At 71.2% G+C, this 22,258-nt stretch carries 21 protein-coding genes; 13 read left to right on the forward strand and 8 right to left on the reverse strand.

Annotation, left to right across the window (positions count from 1 at the left end; all coding sequences use genetic code 11):
• Positions 1-39 precede the first annotated feature (39 nt).
• Positions 40-798, forward strand: coding sequence for a GNAT family N-acetyltransferase (locus ACIBTX_RS25075; RefSeq protein ID WP_357125509.1), 759 nt, complete (start codon positions 40-42; stop codon positions 796-798).
• A gap of 48 nt (positions 799-846) precedes the next feature.
• On the forward strand, positions 847-1,572 hold the full coding sequence (locus ACIBTX_RS25080; RefSeq protein ID WP_357169191.1) for a tetratricopeptide repeat protein: 726 nt from the start codon (positions 847-849) through the stop codon (positions 1,570-1,572).
• 13 nt (positions 1,573-1,585) lie between these two features.
• Here ACIBTX_RS25080 and ACIBTX_RS25085 read toward each other — a convergent pair whose 3' ends face one another.
• Genes ACIBTX_RS25085 through ACIBTX_RS25095 form a run of 3 tightly spaced genes read right to left on the reverse strand, consistent with a single transcriptional unit; the run spans position 1,586 to position 4,387 of the window.
• Positions 1,586-2,284: an NADPH-dependent F420 reductase gene (locus tag ACIBTX_RS25085; RefSeq protein WP_357169194.1), complete on the reverse strand. Its 699-nt coding sequence runs from the start codon at positions 2,282-2,284 to the stop codon at positions 1,586-1,588.
• 29 nt (positions 2,285-2,313) lie between these two features.
• Complete coding sequence (locus ACIBTX_RS25090; protein WP_357125519.1) at positions 2,314-3,345, reverse strand: LLM class flavin-dependent oxidoreductase; 1,032 nt, start codon at positions 3,343-3,345, stop codon at positions 2,314-2,316.
• Positions 3,338-4,387, reverse strand: a complete 1,050-nt coding sequence (locus ACIBTX_RS25095; RefSeq protein WP_357125522.1) for an LLM class flavin-dependent oxidoreductase — start codon at positions 4,385-4,387, stop codon at positions 3,338-3,340. Before ACIBTX_RS25095 ends, ACIBTX_RS25090 begins: the two co-directional genes overlap by 8 nt.
• A 108-nt stretch (positions 4,388-4,495) precedes the next feature.
• Between ACIBTX_RS25095 and ACIBTX_RS25100 the strand changes: the two genes are divergently transcribed.
• The 4 genes from ACIBTX_RS25100 (at position 4,496) to ACIBTX_RS25115 (ending at position 9,960) form a co-directional block, all read left to right on the forward strand.
• A complete protein-coding gene (locus ACIBTX_RS25100; RefSeq protein WP_357125525.1) occupies positions 4,496-4,987 on the forward strand; it encodes a MarR family transcriptional regulator in 492 nt (163 codons plus the stop codon).
• An 82-nt stretch (positions 4,988-5,069) separates the two neighbouring features.
• On the forward strand, positions 5,070-6,260 hold the full coding sequence (locus tag ACIBTX_RS25105; protein ID WP_357169197.1) for an MFS transporter: 1,191 nt from the start codon (positions 5,070-5,072) through the stop codon (positions 6,258-6,260).
• Between the two features lie 80 nt (positions 6,261-6,340).
• Positions 6,341-6,532 carry a hypothetical protein gene (locus tag ACIBTX_RS25110; protein ID WP_357125532.1) on the forward strand — a complete coding sequence of 64 codons (192 nt, stop codon included), beginning with the start codon at positions 6,341-6,343 and terminating at the stop codon, positions 6,530-6,532.
• 428 nt (positions 6,533-6,960) lie between these two features.
• On the forward strand, positions 6,961-9,960 hold the full coding sequence (locus ACIBTX_RS25115) for a glycoside hydrolase family 95 protein (RefSeq protein ID WP_363660877.1): 3,000 nt from the start codon (positions 6,961-6,963) through the stop codon (positions 9,958-9,960).
• Positions 9,961-9,995: 35 nt separating this feature from the next.
• Here ACIBTX_RS25115 and ACIBTX_RS25120 read toward each other — a convergent pair whose 3' ends face one another.
• Both ACIBTX_RS25120 and ACIBTX_RS25125 read right to left on the reverse strand, forming a co-directional pair.
• Positions 9,996-10,658 (reverse strand): response regulator transcription factor, encoded by a 663-nt coding sequence (locus ACIBTX_RS25120; protein WP_357125538.1) that lies wholly within the window; start codon positions 10,656-10,658, stop codon positions 9,996-9,998.
• Positions 10,659-10,674: 16 nt separating this feature from the next.
• Positions 10,675-11,802: a sensor histidine kinase gene (locus tag ACIBTX_RS25125; RefSeq protein ID WP_357394489.1), complete on the reverse strand. Its 1,128-nt coding sequence runs from the start codon at positions 11,800-11,802 to the stop codon at positions 10,675-10,677.
• A gap of 144 nt (positions 11,803-11,946) precedes the next feature.
• Here ACIBTX_RS25125 and ACIBTX_RS25130 point away from each other — a divergent pair, with 144 nt between their 5' ends.
• From ACIBTX_RS25130 to ACIBTX_RS25140, 3 genes are read left to right on the forward strand one after another with little or no spacing between them, the layout of a single operon-like run.
• Positions 11,947-12,936, forward strand: coding sequence for a carboxymuconolactone decarboxylase family protein (locus ACIBTX_RS25130; RefSeq protein ID WP_396833080.1), 990 nt, complete (start codon positions 11,947-11,949; stop codon positions 12,934-12,936).
• A 10-nt stretch (positions 12,937-12,946) separates the two neighbouring features.
• On the forward strand, positions 12,947-13,399 hold the full coding sequence (locus ACIBTX_RS25135; protein ID WP_396833081.1) for a DUF6220 domain-containing protein: 453 nt from the start codon (positions 12,947-12,949) through the stop codon (positions 13,397-13,399).
• Positions 13,396-15,135, forward strand: a complete 1,740-nt coding sequence (locus ACIBTX_RS25140) for a multicopper oxidase family protein (protein WP_357394492.1) — start codon at positions 13,396-13,398, stop codon at positions 15,133-15,135. Before ACIBTX_RS25135 ends, ACIBTX_RS25140 begins: the two co-directional genes overlap by 4 nt.
• A gap of 67 nt (positions 15,136-15,202) precedes the next feature.
• Here the strand turns inward: ACIBTX_RS25140 and ACIBTX_RS25145 are convergent, their stop codons facing one another.
• Positions 15,203-16,249 (reverse strand): glycoside hydrolase family 11 protein, encoded by a 1,047-nt coding sequence (locus tag ACIBTX_RS25145; protein WP_357125553.1) that lies wholly within the window; start codon positions 16,247-16,249, stop codon positions 15,203-15,205.
• Positions 16,250-16,702: 453 nt separating this feature from the next.
• On the opposite strand from ACIBTX_RS25145, the gene ACIBTX_RS25150 reads away from it, so the two are divergent.
• Together ACIBTX_RS25150 and katG are read left to right on the forward strand one after the other, a co-directional pair.
• Positions 16,703-17,155, forward strand: coding sequence for a Fur family transcriptional regulator (locus ACIBTX_RS25150; RefSeq protein WP_396833082.1), 453 nt, complete (start codon positions 16,703-16,705; stop codon positions 17,153-17,155).
• Positions 17,152-19,428: a catalase/peroxidase HPI gene (gene katG, locus ACIBTX_RS25155; protein WP_357125559.1), complete on the forward strand. Its 2,277-nt coding sequence runs from the start codon at positions 17,152-17,154 to the stop codon at positions 19,426-19,428. Before ACIBTX_RS25150 ends, katG begins: the two co-directional genes overlap by 4 nt.
• Before the next feature lie 187 nt (positions 19,429-19,615).
• Here katG and ACIBTX_RS25160 read toward each other — a convergent pair whose 3' ends face one another.
• Both ACIBTX_RS25160 and ACIBTX_RS25165 read right to left on the reverse strand, forming a co-directional pair.
• Complete coding sequence (locus ACIBTX_RS25160; protein WP_357125562.1) at positions 19,616-19,813, reverse strand: DUF397 domain-containing protein; 198 nt, start codon at positions 19,811-19,813, stop codon at positions 19,616-19,618.
• Entirely contained in the window at positions 19,804-20,607 is an 804-nt protein-coding gene (locus ACIBTX_RS25165) for a helix-turn-helix transcriptional regulator (protein ID WP_357125565.1), read from the reverse strand. The genes ACIBTX_RS25160 and ACIBTX_RS25165 overlap by 10 nt, the downstream gene beginning before the upstream one ends.
• A gap of 440 nt (positions 20,608-21,047) precedes the next feature.
• On the opposite strand from ACIBTX_RS25165, the gene ACIBTX_RS25170 reads away from it, so the two are divergent.
• Together ACIBTX_RS25170 and ACIBTX_RS25175 are read left to right on the forward strand one after the other, a co-directional pair.
• Complete coding sequence (locus ACIBTX_RS25170; RefSeq protein WP_357125717.1) at positions 21,048-21,377, forward strand: hypothetical protein; 330 nt, start codon at positions 21,048-21,050, stop codon at positions 21,375-21,377.
• A 210-nt stretch (positions 21,378-21,587) separates the two neighbouring features.
• Positions 21,588-22,202 carry a dihydrofolate reductase family protein gene (locus ACIBTX_RS25175; protein WP_357125568.1) on the forward strand — a complete coding sequence of 205 codons (615 nt, stop codon included), beginning with the start codon at positions 21,588-21,590 and terminating at the stop codon, positions 22,200-22,202.
• Positions 22,203-22,258 lie beyond the last annotated feature (56 nt).

Genomic DNA, 22,258 nt, shown 5'->3' on the forward strand with positions numbered 1-22,258 from the left:
GTTTGCGCACGCTCGGGGGAGCGTCAGGGGGACAGGGACATGAACATCATCGGTGATCGGATGGCGGCGGCGTACGACGACGCCATCGAGGATCTGTGCGGAGCGACACCGAAGGGCTACTACGCGCGGCGGGGCACCGCCCGTGCGGCGGTGACCCACGCGGGAGCGGCGACGCTGAACGTGGCGTACGACCTGTCGCGCGAGCCGGATCTCGACGCCCTGCACGAGCTGGCCACCGAGGTGTCCGGGCAGGTCGAGGCCTGGTCGATCGTGGTCCGGGACGGTGTCGACGGCGCGGTGGCCGATCTCGCCACCCGGCACAGGCTCGCCGCGCGCAGCGAGCTGCCCCTGCTGGCCTGCGGGGTGGACGAGCTGGTGTTCCGGGCGGACGAGGCGCAGCGCGAGCGCGTACGGCAGGTCGGCGCGGCGGACAGCGATCGGTACACGGACGTCCTGACCAGGGGCTTCGAGGTGCCGGACGGTCTGTTCGGGTCGCTGATGGGGGGCGCGGTGCTCGACGCCGAGCGGATCGACGGATACCTGTACGAGGAGGCCGGCCAGGTCCTCGGCACCGGTCTCGGGATGCGCACCCGCGGTGTGGTCGGCGTGTTCAACATCGCCGTCGTCCCGGACGCGCGTGGTCGCGGCCTGGGCCGCGCGATCACCGAGAAGGTGGTACGTGACGGCGTCGCGGCCGGCGCGGACGCGGCGTACCTGCAGTCCAGCGCGCTCGGCCGGCCGCTGTACGAGTCGATGGGCTTCCGTTTCCAGGAGAACTGGATCGCCTTCCATGCCTGAGGGCCACCGCCAGGGCCGGAGCCGCGACGCACGAGGGGGAAAGTAACCGTGAGCTTCAGTGACGACGTCCGCTCGGCCTTCCGTCGGGGGGAGAGCGACGCGGTGGTACGGATGAGCACGGCCGAGATCGAGCGTGCTCGTGCCGTCGGCGACGCGGCGGGCGAGGTGGAGGCCCGCTACAGCCTGGCCCGGGTGGCGATTCGTGGCGGCGACCTGGCGCTCGGGGAGACCCGGGCGCGCGAGGCCCTCGACGTCGCGGTTCGCTCGGGTGACCGCGCGCTCCAGGAGCGGCCGAGGCACGTGCTGGCGGCGGTGGCGCGGATGGCCGGCGACCTGGACCGGGCGCGGGACCTGTATCGCGAGAGCATCGCGCTGAACGAGTCGCTGGGCCGACCGGAGACGGTGAATTCCGAGACGCACAACCTGGCCTTCTGCGAGCTGGGTCTCGGTAACCTCGCCGAGGCGCGCAAGCTGTTCACCCTCAGCCGTACCCGGGTGTTCCAGCACGGCTGGGACGACTTCGTGCCGTACGTCTGCGTGGCGGGTGCGGCGCTCGCGTCCGCCGAGGGTGACCATTCGCGGGCGGCGCTCATGGTCGGCCTCGCGGACGCGGCGTTCGCGGCGATCGGCCAGGTGCCGGACCCGGACGACGCGGCCGACCTCGCCGCCGTGCGCGACGGCGCGGTCGGGGCGCTCGGCCCCGCCGCCTACGCCGCCGCGCAGGAGCGGGGTCGGCACCTCGATCCTCGTACGGCGTTCGACGACGAGCACTGAGAGGACCAGCGGGTCAGGCCGACCGGGCGGCGGCGACGGCCTGGCCGCGCTCCGACTCGGGAAAGCGCCGGAGCATGGCGCGCACCTCGTCGGCGCTGACGTTGGCGCCGAACAACTCGCTACCCGGTTCGAGGCGTACGCCCTCGGCGAGCGGGCCGGCGACGACCGGGTCGAAGCCGAGGGCGTCCACCAGCGAGGCCACCGGGGCGACGTCCGCCTCGTCGTCGCCGGCGATCGCGATGGCCTTGCGGCCGGCCGTGCCCGTCGGCCGGGCCCCGTCCTCGAGATCGTGGTAGCCCATGTGGTTGAACGCCTTGACGACCCGCGACCCGGCCAGGAACGCCTGGACGATCTCGCTGGACGAGGTGCGCGGATCGGTCAGGTCGTCGCGGATGCCGTCGACCTCCCACCAGTAGTTCATCGCGTCGACGACGAGTTTGCCCCGCAGCGCCTCGGCGGGCAGCGTGCGGTACTTGCCCAGCGGCAGGGCGAGGACGACGATGTCGGCGTCCGCCACGGCGTCGACGGCGGTGGTCGCCACCGCTCCAGGCGTGAGCACCTCGACGGTCAGGGCGATCTTCGCCGGATCCCCGGAGCCGGCGACGAGCACCCGGTAGCCGGCGGCGAGCGCGAGCCGGGCGAGGACGGTGCCCACCTTGCCGGCGCCAAGGATGGCGAGGGTCCGTGGCCGGTCGGATCCGTTGTCGTTCATGTCTTCCTCTCCGAGGGGCAGCCGGCGGGTCAGCTGGCCAGGATGTCGCGGACCATGGGGATCACCCGCGAGCCGTACAGCTCCACGGCGCGCATCCGGGCGCTCACGGGCTGCGCCCCGGCGGTGTAGATGAGGTCGAACCGGCCGACACCGAGACCCTTGATGGCGGCGGCCATCCGGCGGGCGACCGTCTCCGGCGAGCCGATGTAGAGCGAGCCGTGCTCCACCTCCGAGTCGAACTCCTGGCGGCGGATCGGAGGCCAGCCGCGCAGCGCGCCGATCCGGTCGCGCATGACCCGGTAGTACGGCCAGAACAGCTCCTTCGCCTCCTCGTCGGTGTCGGCGACGAAGCCGGGCGAGTGCATCCCGACCGGGTGCGCGGTGGTGCCGAGTTGGTCGGCCGCCCGCCGGTAGAGGTCGATGTAGGGCGCGAAACGCTCCGGAGCGCCGCCGATGATGGCGAGCATGAGCGGCAGGCCGTACCGGGCGGTCCGTACCACCGACTGCGGTGAGCCGCCGACGCCCACCCAGGTGGTGAGGCGTCCCGACTCCGTCTTGGGAAACACGTCGGCGTCGGTGAGCGGGGCGCGGGTGGTGCCGCTCCAGGTGACCGGCTGTTCGTCGAGCAGCTTCGCGAACAGCTCGATCCGCTCCTCGAACAGCACGTCGTAGTCGGCCAGGTCGTAGCCGAACAGCGGGAAGGACTCGGTGAACGAGCCCCGGCCGAGGATGACCTCGGCCCGACCGTGCGACAGCGCGTCGACCGTGGCGAAACGCTGGAAGACGCGGACCGGGTCGTCCGAGCTCAGCACGGTGACGCCGGAGGAGAGCCGGATCCGCGAGGTACGGGTGGCGATGCCCGCCAGCACCGTCTCCGGCGTCGACACCGAGTACTCGGGTCGGTGGTGCTCGCCCAGGGCGATGACGTCGACGCCGAGGTCGTCGGCCAGCACCGCCTCGTCGACGACCTGCCGGATGGCGGTGGCGTGGGAGACGGGCTTGCCGGAGTCGTCCTCCGGCACGTCACCGAAGGTGTCGAGGCCGAACACGAGATCAGACATTGGTGGGCTCCTTCGCCAACAGCTCACGGACCCGTGGCGCGACCTCGCTGCCGAGCAGCTCGATGGTGCGCGCCCGCGCCTCGCGAGGCAGGTGCATGATGTCGTACTTCAGGTCGAACCGACTCAGCCGCAGGTCGCGGGCCATGGTTGCGATCTTGCGGGCCACCGTCTCCGGTGACCCCACGAACAGCGCGCCGTGGTCGATCTCGGTCTCGTAGCGCGCGCGGTCCGGCTTGTAGAAGCCGCGCTCCTCGGCGAGCCGTGCCACGGTGGGCTGCCAGTACCGCCACCACGTCTCGACGGCCTCCTCGTCGGTGTCCGCGACGAGGCCGAGCGAGTGTTGCCCGACCGGTTGCGCGGCCTGCCCGAACTGTTCGAGCGCCCGATGGTAGAGGTCGACGTGGCCGGCGAACCGCTGCGGGCGTCCACCGATGATCGCCAGCATGAGCGGGAGCCCGTGCCGGGCGGCGCGGATCACCGAGTTGGGGCTTCCTCCGACGCCGATCCAGGTGGGGATTCCGCCCGGGCGCATGCGCGGATGGAGTCGTTGCGCGACCAGGGGAGTGCGTACGGTTCCCGACCAGGTGACCGTTTCGTCGCGTTGAAGCTGGAGGAAGAGGTCCAGCTTCTCCTCGAACAACCGCTCGTAGTCCGCCAGGTCGTAGCCGAAGAGGGGGAACGACTCGGTCGCGGATGCCCGTCCGAGGACCAGTTGGGCCCGGCCGTCGCTGACCGCGTCCAGGGTGGCGAACTCGTGGTAGAGCCGTACCGGGTCGTTCGTGCTCAGGACGGTGACCGAGGTGCCGAGCCGGATCCGGTCGGTCGCCGTGGCCATGGCCGCGAGCAGGACGGGGGTGGCCGAGTCGTTGTGCCCCTCCCGGTAGTGCTCGCCCAGGCTGAACACGTCGAGCCCGACCGACTCCGCGAGCCGGGCCTCGTCCACCAGCAGCCGGACGGTCTCGGCGTCACTCAGGGTCCGGTCGCCGTCCGTGGCCACCTCGCCGAACGAGTTGAGCCCCAGTTCGAAGGGTGCGGCGGACATGTCTCCTCCTCGGCGTTCTTCGCCGTCGACACGCGGGAAGTGGTCTTCCCGGTTGACGTGTCAATGATGCTAACCTGCGAATTGACACGTCAATTCCCGGAGGGTTCGATGGTCGACACCACACCCGAACGACGCGGGGGCCGGCAGTTGCCGACGGCGGAGGAGCTGCGGATCTGGCGGGACTTCGTCGAGACGACAGAGGCGCTCACCTCCCGGGTCGGGTCGCGTCTCCAGGTCGACTCTTCCCTCTCGCCGGGTGACTACGCCGTCCTGCTCGCCCTCAGCGAGGCTAAGGAGCGGCGGATGCGCTCCTCCGCCCTGGCCGCGCAGATCGGGTGGGAGCGGAGTCGACTCTCGCACCACCTGGGACGCATGGAACGACGCGGGCTGATCCGTCGCGAGGAGTGCGCGACCGTCCCGCGCGGGGCGGAGGTGATCCTCACCCCGGCCGGGGCCGCGGCGTTCCAGCGGGCCACCTATCCGCACCTGCGCACCATCCGGGAGCTGTTCGTCGACGCTCTCACGCCGGACCAGCTCCGCGCGGCCGGCGACATCGCGCGGGCGCTGCGCGAGCATCTCGGGCCGCGCGCCGACGAGTAGTCGGCGCATGGAGAGCGGCACATCGGGTACGCGCCTGCGGCCGTCGAGTCCGACGAGCGCCGCGCAGCCCGAGGAGCAGGACATGTCGATCGCGGGGCGGGTACGACTCGCGCCGAACGTCTCCCTGGTGCTGCTGGCGTCGATCCTCGTGTCGTTCCTGGCCGCCTCGGCGGCCCCGACCCCGCTCTACGGGATCTACCAGGAGCGCTGGCACTTCTCGTCGGTCACGACCACCGTGGTGTTCGCGGTCTACGCGCTCGCGGTGCTGGCATCGCTGCTCACCTTCGGCAAGCTCTCCGACCACGTCGGCCGGCGTCCGGTCCTGGCCGCCGCGATCGCCGTACAGATCCTGTCGCTGCTGGTGTTCATCCTCGCCAACGGCGTACCCGCGCTGCTGGCCGCCCGCCTCGTGCAGGGGCTCGCGGCGGGCGCGGCGACGGGCGCCGTCGGCGCGGCCATGCTGGACATCGACCGCGCTCGCGGGACGCTCGCCAACTCGATCGCACCCGGCCTCGGCACCGGCAGCGGGGCGCTGCTCTCGGCGCTGTTCATCCGCTACCTGCCCGCGCCGACCCGCCTGGTGTACGTCGTCCTCGTCGCGATCCTGCTGATCCAGGCCGTCGGGGTCGCGCTGATGCCGGAGACCGTCACCCGGATGCCCGGCGCGCGGCGCAGCCTGCGACCGGAGATCAGGCTGCCGCGCCCGGTACGCGGGCCGGTGCTGGTCGTCGCTCCGGTGCTGTTCGCGGTCTGGGCGCTGGCCGGCTTCTTCGGCGCGCTCGGCCCGGCGCTCGTGCGCAGCCTCATGGACACGTCGATCGTGGTCGCCGGTCTGGTGCTCTTCGTCTTCGCGCTCTTCGGGTCGGTCGCCGTCCTGCTGTTGCGCGACACCGCCGCGCGGACGGTCATCCTGACCGGGATCGTCGCCCTCATCCTGGGCATGGTCGTCACGGTGGTCTCGGTCATGGCCGACTCCGTACCCGGGTTCTTCGTCGGTCTCGCGCTCGGCGGCGTCGGCTTCGGCGGCGGGTTCCAGGGCAGCCTCAAGACGATCATGCCGCTGGTCGAGGCGCACGAACGCGCCAGCGTGCTGTCGCTGCTCTACGTCGTCTGCTACGTCGGTTTCGGCCTTCCCACCGTGATCGCCGGCTTCCTCGTGGTGTACGCCGGGGGCCTCCCGCGGACCGCCGACGAGTATTCCGTCGCCGTCATCCTGCTCGCGCTTGTCGCCCTGTTCGGGCTGCGCCGGGCGACGAGGGCGGCGCCGGGCTGATGCCCCGAACGCCGCACCTCACCGGCGCGTAGGACGTAGCGTGGTCGTCGACGGTGGGGCGAGGAACCCAGGAGGTCGCGATGAGTCCGAACGCCGGTGAGGGCGATCTGACGTCGTATCGGTCGGCGACCGACCTGGCGGACGCGCTGCGGCGCGCGGCGGCGGCCCACGACGAGCACGAGAAGCGCACCGGCCAGCGGGACGACAACTGGCCCGACTGGTACGCGAGGTACCTGGTGGCCGAGAAGTCCGGGGCGACGCTGCCCGAGTGAGCGACACCCAGCCGCGCCCGCCGGTCCACTGAGGCCGACGCGGGCGCGGCTGCCGCAATCATCCGATGTATACGCGGCGGGTGGCCTGACCCGCACCGTCGTCATGCGCGCCGATCCGCGCCACGACCACCGGTGATCGACACGACATCGCTGATATGGGGCTGACCGGGCGGCGGGATGCCCCCACATGGCCGCACTGGCGTCGATCATGGTCGGTGCGCAGGGCGGCAGCGATGATCGCGCAAGCAATCGACCGTTGCCTATTGCGTGACACCGGAGTAATCTTCCCGAAACACATCGGACGTTTGGTCGTCCACCGGGTCTGCCTACGACCTGCGCAGCATGGTCGGTGTCACCGCGCGGATCCACCATCGGGGGTCGTCGTTGTCGCGCTTGGGTGGCCACATCGGTCACCGTTTGGAGGATCGATGTCAGACCTGACCCGGCGGCAGGCCCTCAAGATCGGTGCGGCCGGCGCGGGTGGCGCCCTGCTGCCGCTGCCGTGGACGGCGACCGCCAACGCCGACTCCGTCGCGCCGCCGCAGGTGCTCGCGGCCAACGACCTCGCCCTCTGGTACGACGAGGGCGCCGGGACGGACTGGCTGCGGGCCCTACCGATCGGCAACGGCCGGCTCGGCGCCATGGTGTTCGGCAACGTCGACACCGAGCGACTTCAGCTCAACGAGGACACCGTCTGGGCCGGCGGCCCGCACGACCCCAGCAACACCCGGGGCGCGGCGGCCCTGCCGGAGATCCGGCGGCTGGTCAACGCCAACCAGTGGACCCAGGCCCAGGACCTGATCAACCAGACCATGATGGGCAACCCCGGCGGGCAGTTGGCGTACCAGACCGTCGGCAACCTCCGGCTCGCCTTCGGGTCGGCCAGCGGAGCGTCCCAGCACAACCGCACGCTCGACGTCACCACCGCGACGGCCACGACCTCGTACGTCCTGAACGGCATCCGCTACCAGCGTGAGGTCTTCGCCAGCGCGCCGGACCAGGTCATCGCGATGCGGCTGACGGCCGACCGCGCCACCTCGATCAGCTTCACCGCCACCTTCGACAGCCCGCAGCGGACGACGGTGTCCAGTCCGGACGGCACGACGATCGGCCTCGACGGCATCTCCGGGAGCATGGAGGGCGTCACCGGGCAGGTCCGCTTCCTCGCCCTGGCCAACGCCACCGTCACCGGCGGCAGCGTGTCCAGCTCGGGCGGCACCCTGCGGGTCACCAACGCCACCAGCGTCGTCCTGCTGATCTCGATCGGCTCCAGCTACGTCAACTACCGCAACGTCGGTGGCGACTACGGGGGCATCGCCCGGCAGCGCCTCAGCGCGGTGCGCGCCTACAGCTACGACCAGTTGCGCACCCGGCACGTCGCCGACTACCAGGCGCTGTTCGGACGGGTGACCCTCGACCTGGGCCGCACCTCCGCCGCCGACCAGACGACCGACGTGCGCATCGCCCAGCACAACAGCGTCAACGACCCGCAGTTCTCCGCGCTGCTGTTCCAGTTCGGGCGGTACCTGCTGATCTCGTCGTCGCGGCCCGGCACCCAACCGGCGAACCTGCAGGGCATCTGGAACGACTCGCTGACCCCCTCCTGGGACTCGAAGTACACGATCAACGCCAACCTGCCGATGAACTACTGGCCGGCCAACACGACCAACCTGGCCGAGTGCCACAACCCGGTCTTCGACATGGTCCGGGAACTCGCCGTCACCGGCGCGCGCACCGCCCAGGTGCAGTACGGCTCCGCGAGTGGCTGGGTCACCCACCACAACACCGACGCGTGGCGGGCCACCGCGGTCGTCGACGGCGCGTTCTGGGGCATGTGGCAGACCGGCGGCGCGTGGCTGTCCACGTTGATCTGGGACCACTACCAGTTCAACGGCGACATCGAGTTCCTGCGGACGAACTACCCGGCCATGAAGGGCGCGGCGCAGTTCTTCCTCAACACCCTGGTGACCGAGCCGACCCTCGGTTACCTGGTGACCAACCCGTCGAACTCACCGGAACTCAGCCACCACTCGAACGCCAGCGTCTGCGCCGGTCCCACGATGGACAACCAGATCCTGCGGGACCTCTTCGACGGCGTCGCCCGCGCGAGCGAGATCCTCGACGTGGACAGCACCTTCCGGGCGCAGGTACGCGCCACCCGGGACCGCCTTCCACCGATGAAGGTCGGCTCGCGCGGCAACATCATGGAGTGGCTCTACGACTGGGTGGAGACCGAGCCCAACCACCGGCACATCTCGCACCTGTACGGGCTCGCGCCCAGCAACCAGATCACCAAGCGCGGCACCCCACAGTTGTTCGAGGCCGCCCGGCGGACCCTGGCGCTGCGCGGCGACGACGGCACCGGCTGGTCGCTGGCCTGGAAAATCAACTTCTGGGCGCGGATGGAGGAGGGCAAGCGGGCTCACGACCTGATCCGCTACCTCGCCACCACCGCCCGGCTCGCCCCGAACATGTTCGACCTGCACCCGCCCTTCCAGATCGACGGCAACTTCGGCGCCACCGCCGGCATCGCCGAGATGCTGCTCCAGAGCCACATCGGTGAGCTGCACATCCTGCCCGCGCTGCCGCCGGCCTGGCCCAGCGGCCGGGTGACCGGCCTGCGGGGTCGCGGTGGGCACACGGTCAGCATCACCTGGGCCAGCGGCGCCGCCACCGAGGTGCTGGTGCGACCCGACCGCGCCGGCACCGTCCGCCTGCGGTCGCGGTTCCTGACCGGCACCGTCAGCGTCGTCGACACCGCCGACGGCACGTCGCCCCGGGTCACCCGGGTCGAGTCCGACCTGGTCGAGGTCACCGTGCAGGCCGGGCGCACCTACCGGGTCACCAGCACGGGCGCCACCACGCCGACGTTGGAGCAGAGCTTCACCAACGCGGGCATCACCAACGACAGCAACACCAACGTCGGCAACTTCGACGGCAACGGGGCCACCCTGTCGGCGCAGGCCCTGGCGCAGGCCGGCGCGAGCCCGGGCGGCACGGTGAGCCGCAACGGGGTGAACTTCCGCTGGCCCAACGTCAGTCCCGGCACGGCCGACAACGCCATCGCCTCGGGTCAGACCCTCGGTATCAGCGGCACCGGCAGCACGCTCGGCTTCCTGATTACCGGCACCTACGGCGCGGTCTCGGGGACCGGCACGGTGGTGTACGCGGACGGGACCCGCCAGACGTTCACCCTGAGCACGCCCGACTGGTACGGCGGCCCGGCGTCCGGCGCGACCGCCGCCATCGTGTCCGCGTACCAGAACCGGCCCAACAACGGCCGACAGGCCACGGCGGCGTGCGTCTACTACGTGGGCGTCGCGCTGCAGAACAAGGCGGTGACCCAGGTCGTGCTGCCCAACATCAGCGCACGGGCGGCGGCGAACGTGCCGACGATGCACGTCTTCGCCATCGCGATCGGGTCCTGACATCGGCTCGCGTCGCGCCGCCGGTGACGGCACGGTCACCGGCGGCGCGGCGTGACAAGTCCCGACTCGTACGCCCACACGACCAGCTGGGCGCGGTCCCGGCAGTGCAGCTTCGTCATGGCCCGGTTCACGTGCGTCTTGGCGGTCAACGGGCTGATCACCATGCGCTGGGCGATCTCGTCGTTGGTCAGCCCTCGCGCCACCAGCTCGACGATCTCCTGCTCCCGGGCGGTCAGCACATCCCGACCGGCCGTCGGCACGGCCGGCGGTGGCCCGGCCGCGAACTCGCTGATCAGCGTGCGGGTCACGGCCGGCGCGAGCAGCGCGTCGCCACCGGCCACGACGGCGACGGCCTGCAACAGGTCGGCGGGATCGGCGTCCTTGAGGAGGAAACCGCTCGCGCCCGCGCGCAGGGCGGCGAAGACGTACGAGTCGAGCCCGTAGTTGGTGAGGATGAGCACGCGGGTGGCGGCGAGGTCCGGATCGGCGGCGATGCGCCGGGTCGCCTCGATCCCGTCGAGGCCGGGCATCTGCACGTCCATCAACACGACGTCCGGGCGGAGACGTCGGGCGAGCTGCACGGCCGAGGCGCCGTCGGTGGCCTCGCCCACGACCTCCAGGTCGTCCTCGGCGGCCAGCAGGGCCCGGAAGCCGGCCCGCATCAGCGCCTGGTCGTCGGCGAGCAGAACCCGGATCATCGGTGCGACCGTCCGGTCATGCCGGCTCGTCCAGCGGGAACGTGGCCCGCACCGTGAACCCCTGGTCGTCGTTGGCGGCGGCCAGCAGGGTGCCGCCCAGTCCGGTGACCCGCTCACGCATCCCGCGCAGTCCCACCCCCGGCGTCGGGGGACGGGCCGGCGACGCCTGCCCGTCGTCGCTCACCGCGACGGTCAGTCCGGCCGGCGCGTACTCGACGTGCACGCGTGCGGTCGCGGCACCGGCGTGACGGGCCACGTTGGTCAGGGCCTCCTGGACGACCCGGTAACCGGCCTGGTCGACCTCGTCCGGCAGACGCCGTGGCCGGCCGGTGACGGTCACCTGGACCGGCACGCCGACCGCACGGGTCCGTTCGGCGAGTTCGTCGACGCGGGCCAGCCCGACACGGTCGTCGTCGGGCGCGCGCAGGACGTCGAGGGTGGTGCGCAGTTCGCGCATCGCGGCGGCGCTGGCCTCCTGGATCGCCAGTAGCGTGGCCGAGGGCTCGTCGCCCTGCTTGCGGGCCAGGTGAACGGCGATCCCGGCCTGCACCTTGATCACCGAAATGCTGTGCGTCAGGGAGTCGTGCAGGTCGCGGGCGATGCGCAGCCGCTCTTCGCCGGCCCGCCGCAACGCCATCTCCTCGCGGGTGCGTTCGGCCTCGACGGCCCGCTGCTCGACCTGCTCCAGGTAGGCGCGGCGTTGCCGGCCGACCAGCCCGGCCACGTTCGCCGCCACGAACCATCCCAGCAGCAGGGCCGTCCGCTCGGCGATCAACTGGTTGGGACGGTCGACCGGGGCCACCGAGACGTCGCGGGCCAGAAAGCCACCGAGGAAGACGACGCTGGCCACGGCGGCCGCCGCCCGGTGCCCCCGCCAGGCGGTCACGTAGACCACGCCGAGGACGGGGAAGGCGGCCGACACCCCCGAGTGCACCCGGACGTGCAGGGCCAGCATGGCGACGGTCACCACGCCCAGCGCGAGCACCGGATGCCGCCGGCACACCCCGAGCGCCGCGGCCATGACGAGGACCAGAGCGACGTCGAGCGCCCCGACCGTCGCGGCGTCCGGTGCGAGCGCGGCGTTGCCGAGCAGGAGACCGCCGAGGGCGAGGCCGCTGAGGACGTACGGCAGGTCGCGGCGCATGGTCGCACTGTAGAACGGCCGTCGTTGGTGGAGCATCCCGCGCGCGCGGTAGATCCGGCGTACCACGGTCGTGGTATCCCGGCGGCGCGAAGTGTCTGCGCCGGCACGACGTCTTTGGCGGCCGTCGCCACGAGCATCGACCGCATGACATACCGCTTCTTCACCCCCGTACCCACGAGGGCGGCCACCGGCCGCACCGCGGAGGTCTACCAGCAGCTACGCGAGGACTTCCTCGGACCGCTGCCCACCTTCCAGGCGCTCTCGGCCGTGCCCGAGGTGCTGGCCGCGACCTGGTCGCTGATGCGCGAGGCCCTGCTCGCCGGCGACACGTCCCGGGTCGACCGCGAACTCGTCGCGGCGGTGGTGTCCCGGGCCAACGGCTGTCAGTTCTGCCTCGACGCCCACGTGCTGCTGCTGCACGCCCTGGGCGAGCACGGGTTGGCCGAGGTCGTCGCCCGGGGCGAGACACCCGCCGACCCGAGTCACGCCGAACTCGACCGCTGGGCCCGGGCCAGCCGCAGCCCCCGCACCGGCGAGTGGACCAGCCCGTACGGCCCCGAGGTCACCGGCACCCTGCTCGCGTTCCACTTCGTCAACCGGGTCGTCTCGGCGCTGCTCGACCCCGACCTGCTCCCCGGCGGCCTGCAACGCGCCCCGATGGTGCGGTCGGTCGGTGGCCGGCTGTACGCCAGATCCGCCCGGGAACCGAAGGCGCCCGGACGCAGCATCGGGCTGCTGCCCACCGGTACGACCCCGCCGCCGGCCTGGGCGGGGGACAGCCCGGTCGGGGTCGCGTACGCGTTGTTGCGGGACGCCGCCACCCGGGGCGGCGAGCTGCTGGGTGACGTCGCCCGCCAGACCGTGACGGCCACCGTGCGCTGGGAGGACGGGCGGTTCCCGACCCGGCCCGCGGACTGGGCCGTCGACCTGGTCCGGGACGTGCCCGGCCGGGACCGGGTCGGAACGCGGATCGCGTTGCTGGCGGCGTTCTCGCCCAGCGCGGTCAGCCCGGGCGACGTCGCCCTCTGGCGGCTGTCGCACCCCGCCGACGCCGACCTCGTCCGGATCGTCGCGTACGGCGCGATCACCGCCACCGACCACGTCGCCCAGGCGTTGACCTCGGCGCAGCTCTAAGGAGCCCAGCATGCGAAAGGCCTTCGTCATCAGCAGCGGCGTGCTCCTCACCGCGTTCGCCCTCCAGTTCGTCTTCGCCGCCGTCGGCGCGTTCACCAAGCCCGCCGAGGACGGCGCGTACGCCCTGCACAGCGTGAACGGCATGGCGGTCATCCCCGTCCTCACCCTGCTCACCGTCCTGTTCGCGGCGCTGGCCAGGGCGCCCGGTCGGCTCGTCGGGCTGGCGGTCCTGCCGCTGGGCCTGGTCGTCGTGCAGGCGCTGCTCGCCATGCTCGCCAACGCCGGCACCGACGCCGTCGGCGTCAGCACGCCGTTCGGCCTGGTCATCGGCGGGCTGCACGCGGTCAACGGCATCGTCGCGGTACACGTCGTGGTCGGCGTCATGCGGGGAGCGCGCCGGCTGGCCGCCGAGACGCCATCGGGCGACGCGCCGGTGGTCGTACCCCAGGGGGAGCCGGCATGACCACCGCCTCGCTGCTCGCGGCGGACCTCCTGCTGGCAGTCCTGGCCGCCGCCGGCTGGCTGGGTGGCGGGGTCGCGGCGGCCGCCCGGCGGCGGCCGCTGGCGCTCGCGCTGGCCACCGTCGCGCTGCTCGCCACGCTCGCCCGCGCGACGACCGTGCTCGCGCTCGCGCGCGTCGGCTGGTGGTTCGCCGCGGAGAAGGTCGTCGTCGCCGCGCCGCTGTCGCTCGCGGCGGTCGTCGTCGCCGGGCCGCGGCTGCTGCGGGCCGCGGGCGACATCCGGTCCGTCGCGCTGCCGCTCCTCTTCGCGGGGTACGCCCTGAGCGCCGCCCTGCTCGTCACGGTCCTGCACGGCTACCCGGTGTCGGCGTCGGTGGGGCTGCTCGCGGTCGCCGGGGTCGTCGCGGCGACCGCCCTCTCGTGGCGTCTGCTCGACGCGCGCCCGTCCCGGGCGGTGTCCCGGGCGGCGGTGGCGGTGGCGGTGGCGGCGCTGCTGGCCGGCACCGGGTTGGCCGTCACCCCGGGCCCGGCGCCCGCCGCACCGCATGATCACCGGTACCCGCAGGCCCGGATCTCCGACGAGCCCACCCGGCGGTTCACCCTGACGGCCGGTACCGCCACGGTGCGCGTCGGTGGCCACGACGTCGCGGCGTGGGCGTTCGACGGGCAGGTACCCGGGCCGGAGCTGACCGCCACCGTCGGCGACGTCGTGCAGGTGACGCTGCGCAACCGGGACATCGGCCGGGGTGTCACCCTGCACTGGCACGGGTACGACGTGCCGAACAGCCAGGACGGGGTCCCCGGGGTGACGCAGCCGGCGGTGCTGCCGGGCCAGGAGTTCGTCTACCGGTTCCGGGCCGACCAGGCCGGCACGTACTGGTACCACACCCACTCGGTGTCCGACGTCGGTGTGCGGATGGGCCTCTACGGCGTCCTCGTGGTGCGTCCCGGGCCGACGAGCGGCCTCGACGTGACGGTGCCGGTGCACACCCTCGGGGGGCGTCCGCTACCGGACGCGCGGGTGGAGCAGGTCGAGGCCGGCGTTCCGGTCCGGCTGCGGTTGATCAACACGGACAGCACCACGCACCGCTACGCGCTGGCCGGAACCGACTTCCGGGTCGCCGCGATCGACGGCTACGACCTGGGCGGGCCGACGCCGCTGCGGGACACCGCCGTGCTGATCCCGGCCGGAGGTCGCTACGACCTGGTGTTCAGTGCCCCGGCCACACCGGTGGCGCTGTACGTCGACGGACGTCGGGTCTACTCGACCGGCGCGCAGTCGACGGCGACCGACAGGTGGCCCGTACTGGACCCGCTCAGCTACGGCCGGCCGGTCCCGACGCCCTGGTCCCGGTTCGACCGGACGTTCACGCTCGTCCTCGATCGCGGTCTCGACCTGCGTGGACTGCTTCCGCGCTACGCCCACACCGTCAACGGCGCGGCCGATCCGGACATCCCGCCGCAGGTCGTCCACCCCGGCGACGTCGTCCGGTTCACGATCGTCAACCGGTCGCAGACCGTGCACCCGTGGCATCTGCACGGCCATCACGTGCTCGTGCTGTCCCGCGACCGGCGGCCGGCCACCGGAAGCCCACTCTGGTTGGACTCGTTCGACGTCCGGCCCGGTGAGGTGTGGGAGGTGGCGTTCCGGGCCGACAACCCGGGGATGTGGGCCAACCACTGCCACAACCTGGGGCACGCCGACGCCGGGATGATGCTGCACCTCGTGTACTCGTGAGGACCCGGGCAGGGCCCGGCCCCCGTCGCGTGGCGGCGGGGGCCGGTACGTGGTGCGGTGGTGCGGGTCAGCTCGTGCGACAGCTGATCGTCGGCCAGGTCCAGTTGCCGTTGGCCATGATCGTGATCCCGAAGTTGTTGCCGTTGCCGTTCGGTCGGGCGGTCACCGTCCCGCTGGTGCCGCTGACGGACGCGTTCCAACTGTTCTGGATGGACTGACCGCCGTTGAGGTTGAGGCTGACGATCCAGTTGTTGGTGCCGCTGACCGCGACGTTCAGGTTGAACCGGTCACCCCACTGCTGGCCGGCGGAGAGCGTCGCGTTGCAGTTGCCGCCACCCGGGTTGCCGGTGGTGGGCCCGGAGGTCGGCCCCGAGGTCGGGTTGCCGCCGCTGCCCTCGGACACGGTGACGTCGGAGCTGCCGGCGCTCTGGTAGCCCTCGGTCGCCATGATCTGGTACGCGTGGTTGGTGCCGAGGTTCAGGCCGGCGCGGGCCCAGGCGTCGAAGTGGTTGGCCGTGGTGATGGTGCCACTCGAGCGCTTGTTCTGACGGACGCTCCAGTACTGGTAGAACGTCTGGTTGCCGTCGATCGACGGGGCGTTGACCCGCTGGCTGCGCAGGATGTCGTAGGTGCCGCCGTCGGTGGTGACCGTGCCCAGCCGCTGGGCGCCGTTGCTCGGGTTGTAGCTACCGAAGTTCTCCACCACGTAGTACTCGATGAGCGGGTTGCGCGTCCACCCGTACAGGGCGAGGTAGGTGTTGTTGTTCCCCGGGTTGTAGTTGGCCGAGTAGCTGACCGTCCGCCGCGAGCCGGTGGCCCAGCCCTTGCCGCCGACCCAGTTGTTGGTGCTCCGGTCCCAGCTGCTGGAGTACCGGCCGTTCTCGCGCAGCGTCATGCTGGCGTTGCCGCCGTCCTTCCAGAAGGAGAAGTAGTAGCCGTTGTGCGTGCCGGTCAGGCTCGAGGTGAGCGTCCGGTCGGCCTCGGCGTACGCGCTGGTGGCCGTGACCGCGACCGTGCCCGTGACGGCCAGGACGACCGCACAGGCGGCGCCGAGGAGCAGCCGTATCCGGCCGCGCCGCGGTGCTGCGGTGGGAGTGTGGTCGGTGTCGATCATGTAGGTGTTTCCTCCTCGTCACGGCTGGCACAGGGCCAGCGGTGCGGTGCGACCCGGCGGACTGTCGGCCACGGAGTCGTACCGCGTGGTGGTGGTAGACCGGTTGTCCCGCACGACGACCGGAGGCGGCAGTCGCGGCGCGGGTGGTGACGGCAATTGAGTGTCGTCGATGGGGACGGTATTGAGCCGGTCGTCCACTTGTCAACATTTTCCGGAAGGTCTGCGGCGGCGACCAGCGCGTCGCCATGCTCGAAAGGGTGCGCATCTTCCGAGGTCAGTAATCGATCCGGGGTGGCGACGGCGAGGGTGGTGACCGATCGTTCGCCGGACAACATCCGACGAATAGCGGCCGGAACTTCCGGAGACTTTCCGGACCCTCGGGCGGCACGCCGAGGCGCGGGATCGGGGAAAACTTGATTCGTTCCAAAAAAGTGAGCTAGTGTGCAGCGCGTGATGTCCGACCTCGAAGCGCAGCTGAGAGGGGTCTCGTTACGAGTGACGCGACCCCGGCTGGCCGTGCTCGCGGTGCTGCGGGATCACCCCCACGTCGACACCGACACGGTGATCGCGCTGGTCCGGGCGGACCACCCCACCATCTCCCACCAGGCGGTGTACGACGTGCTGCGCGCGCTCACCGACGCGGGTCTGGTGCGGCGCATCCAGCCGGCCCGCGCGACCGCGCGCTACGAGTCACGGGTGGGGGACAACCACCACCACGTCGTGTGCCGCTCCTGCGGCGCCATCGCCGACGTCGAGTGCGCCGTCGGCCACGCACCCTGTCTCACCGCCTCGAACGACCACGGCTTCGTGGTCGACGAGGCGGAGGTCGTCTACTGGGGCACCTGCCCCGGTTGCGCGGCCGACCGCATCTCCCAGCGATCCGCCAGTTCGGAAGGAAGTACATGAGCGACACCCAGGACAACGTCCCCACCAGCGCGCAGGGCGTGGACCAGAAGGCTGCGGCCGGTTGCCCGGTCGCGCACGACTCGGTGACCGCCCAGGGCAGCGAGAGCGAGAACCCGGCGATCGACTCGCCGACCCCGAAGACCGGTGGTCGTCCGCGCACCAACCGGGACTGGTGGCCGAACCAGCTCGACCTCTCGGTGCTGCACGCCCACTCGCACAAGGGCAACCCGCTCGGGCCGGACTTCAGCTACGCCAAGGAGTTCGCCAAGCTCGACGTCGAGGCCCTCAAGCGGGACATCACCGAGGTCCTCACCACCTCGCAGGACTGGTGGCCGGCCGACTTCGGCCACTACGGCGGCCTGATGATCCGCATGAGCTGGCACGCCGCGGGCACCTACCGCATCGAGGACGGCCGTGGCGGCGCCGGTGACGGTGGTCAGCGGTTCGCCCCGCTCAACAGCTGGCCGGACAACGCCAACCTGGACAAGGCCCGCCGCCTGCTGTGGCCGGTCAAGCAGAAGTACGGCCAGCAGATCTCCTGGGCGGACCTGCTGGTGCTCGCCGGTAACGTGGCCCTGGAGTCGATGGGGTTCAAGACCTTCGGCTTCGGCTTCGGTCGTGAGGACGTGTGGGAGCCCGAGGAGATCTTCTGGGGCCCGGAGGACACCTGGCTCGGCGACGAGCGCTACGCCTCCGAGAAGGAGATGGCGGCCGGCGTCGGCTCGACCGAGATGGGCCTCATCTACGTCAACCCGGAGGGCCCCCGCGGCAACGCGGACCCGGCCGCTGCGGCGCACTTCATCCGGGAGACCTTCGGCCGGATGGCGATGAACGACGAGGAGACCGTCGCCCTCATCGCCGGTGGCCACACCTTCGGCAAGACCCACGGCGCCGGTGTCGCGGACAACCACGTGGGCCCGGAGCCCGAGGGCGCCCCGATCGAGGCGCAGGGCCTCGGCTGGCTGAGCACCCACGGCAGCGGCAAGGGCAGCGACACGATCACCAGCGGTCTCGAGGTGACCTGGACCGACGTGCCGACGCAGTGGAGCAATCGCTTCTTCGAGATCCTGTTCGGCTACGAGTGGGAGCTGACCACCAGCCCGGGTGGCGCGAAGCAGTGGGTCGCGAAGGACGCCGAGGAGATCATCCCGGACCCGTTCGACCCGTCGAAGAAGTACCGGCCGACGATGCTCACGACCGACCTGTCGCTGCGCGTCGACCCGGCGTACGAGAAGATCTCGCGCCGTTTCCTGGAGAACCCCGACCAGTTCGCGCTGGCCTTCGCCAAGGCCTGGTACAAGCTGCTGCACCGCGACATGGGTCCGATCGAGCGCTTCCTCGGGCCGTGGGTCGCCGAGCCGCAGCTGTGGCAGGACCCGGTGCCGGCCGTCGACCACGCGCTGGTGGGTGACGCCGACATCGCCGCCCTCAAGGCGAAGGTCCTCGACTCGGGCCTCACGGTCGAGCAGCTCGTCTCCACCGCCTGGGCCTCCGCCGCGAGCTTCCGCAACACCGACAAGCGCGGTGGCGCCAACGGCGCGCGCATCCGCCTGGAGCCGCAGCGCAACTGGGAGGTCAACCAGCCCGAGCAGCTCGCGACGGTGCTGAGCGCGCTGGAGGGCATCCAGCAGGAGTTCAACGCCGCCGGTGGGGCGAAGATCTCGCTCGCCGACCTGATCGTGCTGGCCGGTTCGGCCGCCGTCGAGAAGGCGGCGCGCGACGGGGGCGTCGAGGTGACCGTGCCGTTCCGGCCGGGCCGCACCGACGCCACCCAGGAGCAGACCGACGTCGACTCCTTCCGGGTCCTCGAGCCGCGCGCGGACGGTTTCCGTAACTACCTGCGCGCCGGCGAGAAGACCCAGCCGGAGGTGCTGCTCATCGACCGCGCCTACATGCTGAACCTGAGCGCGCCGGAGATGACCGTCCTCGTCGGCGGCCTGCGCGCCCTCGGGAACAACGTCGGAGGCGCGTCGCACGGCGTCCTCACCGACCGGCCGGGCGTGCTCACCGGTGACTTCTTCGCCAACCTGCTCTCCCCGGGCACCCGGTGGAAGGCGTCGGAGACCGACGAGCACGTGTACGAGATCCGCGACCTGGCCACCGACGAGGTGAAGTGGACCGCCACCGCGGTCGACCTCATCTTCGGCTCGAACTCCCAGCTGCGCGCCCTCGCCGAGGTCTACGCCAGCCAGGACGCGCGCGAGAAGTTTGTGCGTGACTTCGTGGCCGCCTGGACGAAGGTCATGGAGCTCGACCGGTTCGACATCGCCTGATCCCGCTTGACCCGACGAGCCCCGGCCGATCGGCCGGGGCTCGTCCGCGTTCCGCGCCGCAGGGCCTCGCGTGGCGAATCCACCGCCAAGTCCGCAAAACCCACGATCCCCGCAACTCCCTAGAATTCAGGGAGTTGCGGGGATCGCTAGAACCCGCAGCGGACCGGTGGCCTCTGCGTAGTACTGGTCAGGTCGCGGGGTGAGTCTTCGCCATGTCGACGAACGCCCGCCAAGCCGTCGGGCTGAAGACCAGTGCGGGACCTGCCTGGTCCTTCGAGTCCCGGACGCCAACGACGCCGGGCAGGTTGTCGGAGACCTCCACGCAGTTGCCGCCGTTCGTCCCGGACTTCGTCGACTTACGCCAACGGGCGTGGGTCATGTCCATGTCTTCGCCGTTTCCTTGATCACGTCTCGGGAGGATCTGCGCGGGAGGGCGTCGCGGAGGATCGCTTCCCACGTCTTTTGAAGCGTAACAATCTCGGCCGTGCCGCTGACGGTCTGAGACCGCACCTGGTAGTCCGTGTGCCCGACGACAGAGCCATCCGGCATCGTGGCGATGATGAACCCGCCCTGTAGGCCAGGGTAGAGCCCTGCGTCGTCCGGCACGACATGAATGTGGACGTGCGGAAGGTCGGCGACCGCCGCGAGGTGCTCGACCTGTTCCCGCATCAGCGTGCGGTCGTCGTCCACCGTCCGGCGCAGCACCGCGACGTCGAGCACGATCATTACGTGGGGAGGATCGTCGCGGGTGAGGATTGCTTGCCGCTCCATTCGCGACCGTACCCGCTGCGATATCTGCTCGGTGGTCAGCAATCCGCTCGCTTGAAGCGTCGCCCGTGCGTACGCCTCGGTTTGTAACAGGCCCGGCACGAAGGCCGGTTCGTACCAACGCAACGCCCGAGCTTGTTCCTCGAACTTGATCCATTCGCGGAGCCAGACCGGGGCCGTGTCGAGCGCCGCCAGCCGCTCTACCAGCCTCGCGAACATGCCACCGGTCGTCAGCGCCCTGTCGATTGCCGTCGCGTAGTCACTGGTCGGCGGGCGAGTGCCGGTCTCAACGGCGCTCACATGGGTGCCGGAGTAGCTGATGAGTCTGCCGAAGTCGTCTTGATTCAGTCCCCGTGCCATTCGGGCGTGACGCAACTCGTCAAGCAGAATTTCGGCTGCGGTCATGCTCATGTCCCCAACTCCTCCCCACCTCCAGCCCTCGCGCCCCCCAAGTCCCCTCACCAGGGCAATCGTTGGCCGTCGGGGTCTCTCCAACGTGGTCGAACACCTTCCGACACTAGGCGGTCACGGAACAGAGTGTCACCAGACGGCGCGGCCGGTGGAGGACCCGAACCCGGCGGACGCGTTCGTACCCGGGGCCGCCCCTGTCCGGCGAGTAAACACGGGGGCGGCCCCCTCCGACGAAAGCGCGAAGGAGGCACCGTGCGCTTCACGTTCCGGCGCAGCGAACCCGCTCCGAAATTGTCTGTGCGTGGCCCTGCCCCGCGGCCTGCCCCGCGACTTCCGGCCTGGGTCACGTCGCACACCGAGGCGTTCCGCTTGGACGAGATCGGGCGAATAGGTCACCTGACCCCGGCGCAGGAGTTCCGGGCGAGCGGGGGTCGGAAGTGATATCTACGCAGGTTTCCGTCCCTGAGCGGGGACCGGTCGCGGACCGTCCGCGTCAGCACCGCCAGGGCCCGCCGCACACGCCGTTACGGCCGCACTGGGCGTGCCGCGCCGACGGTCAGCCGTGGCCGTGCGCGACGGCGCGGCTCATGTTGAAGGCCGAGTACGAAAACTCAATGCCGAGCCTGTCGATCTACCTGGCCGGGCTGCTGTACGAGGCGATGCGCGACCTGTACCACCTGAACCCGCACGACGGGCCGAGCCCGCGCGCCCTGTTCGACCGGTTCGTCGGCTGGGGCCCGTTCCGTAAGCCCATCGTCGAGGCTCCGTGATAGCCGCACCGCCCGCCCTGGGATCTCCATTCCCCGTGGAGGATGTGACCCGGCGCCGCCTTCTTTGCCCTGACGGCCGGTGAGCCCCGGGGACCGGTGGCTGGGGCTCGTCCGCGTTTTCCGGCCGCAGAGGGCGGTAACCGTCGTACGAGTTTGCGATGCTGTGCCCGTCTATGAGCCCGACAGCACCTCACGTGAAGGAGCACCGCGATGGCGAAGGTCATCTCCACGCTGTTCATCTCGGCCGACGGCGTGGCCGAGATCGACCCGGACTGGCACTTCCCGTACTTCGACGAGAACATGGGTCGCGCCGTCACCGAGGACTACGACACGTCCGACGTGCTGCTGATCGGCCGGGTGACCTACGACAGCTTCGCCGGGGCCTGGCCCGACCGGGAGGCCGCCGGCGGCGAGGACGCCGGGTTCGCCAAGCAGCTCGGTGACGTCCGTAAAGTCGTCGTCTCCCGCCAGCCGGTGGACTTCGCGTGGCGCAACTCGGAGCTCGTCGCCGGCGATCTCCCCGAGGCCGTCGCCGCGCTCAAGGCCGACCCCGGGATCAAGGGCATTCTCATCCCCGGGTCGATCTCGGTCGTCCAGCAGCTCCTCGCCGCCGGGCTGGTCGACGAGCTGCGTCTGCTGGTACACCCGGTGGCGGCCCGCAAGGGGCGCCGGCTCTTCGACGACGGCGACACGCCGTACCACCTGCGGGTCACCGCGACCGAGGTGTTCCCGACGGGCGTGCTCCGCGTGATCTACGCGCCGACGGCGGCGCCCGGCGCGGTCGGCTACGACGAGGTCGTCGACCAGGTGCCGTCCGGGAACTGAATCGGGCCGGCCCCGCCGCCGTGGGCGACGGGGCCCGCTCGATCTGGTCGGAACGG

Origin of the sequence: Micromonospora sp. NPDC049359 (assembly GCF_044466585.1) — a bacterium.
Classification (GTDB): domain Bacteria; phylum Actinomycetota; class Actinomycetes; order Mycobacteriales; family Micromonosporaceae; genus Micromonospora.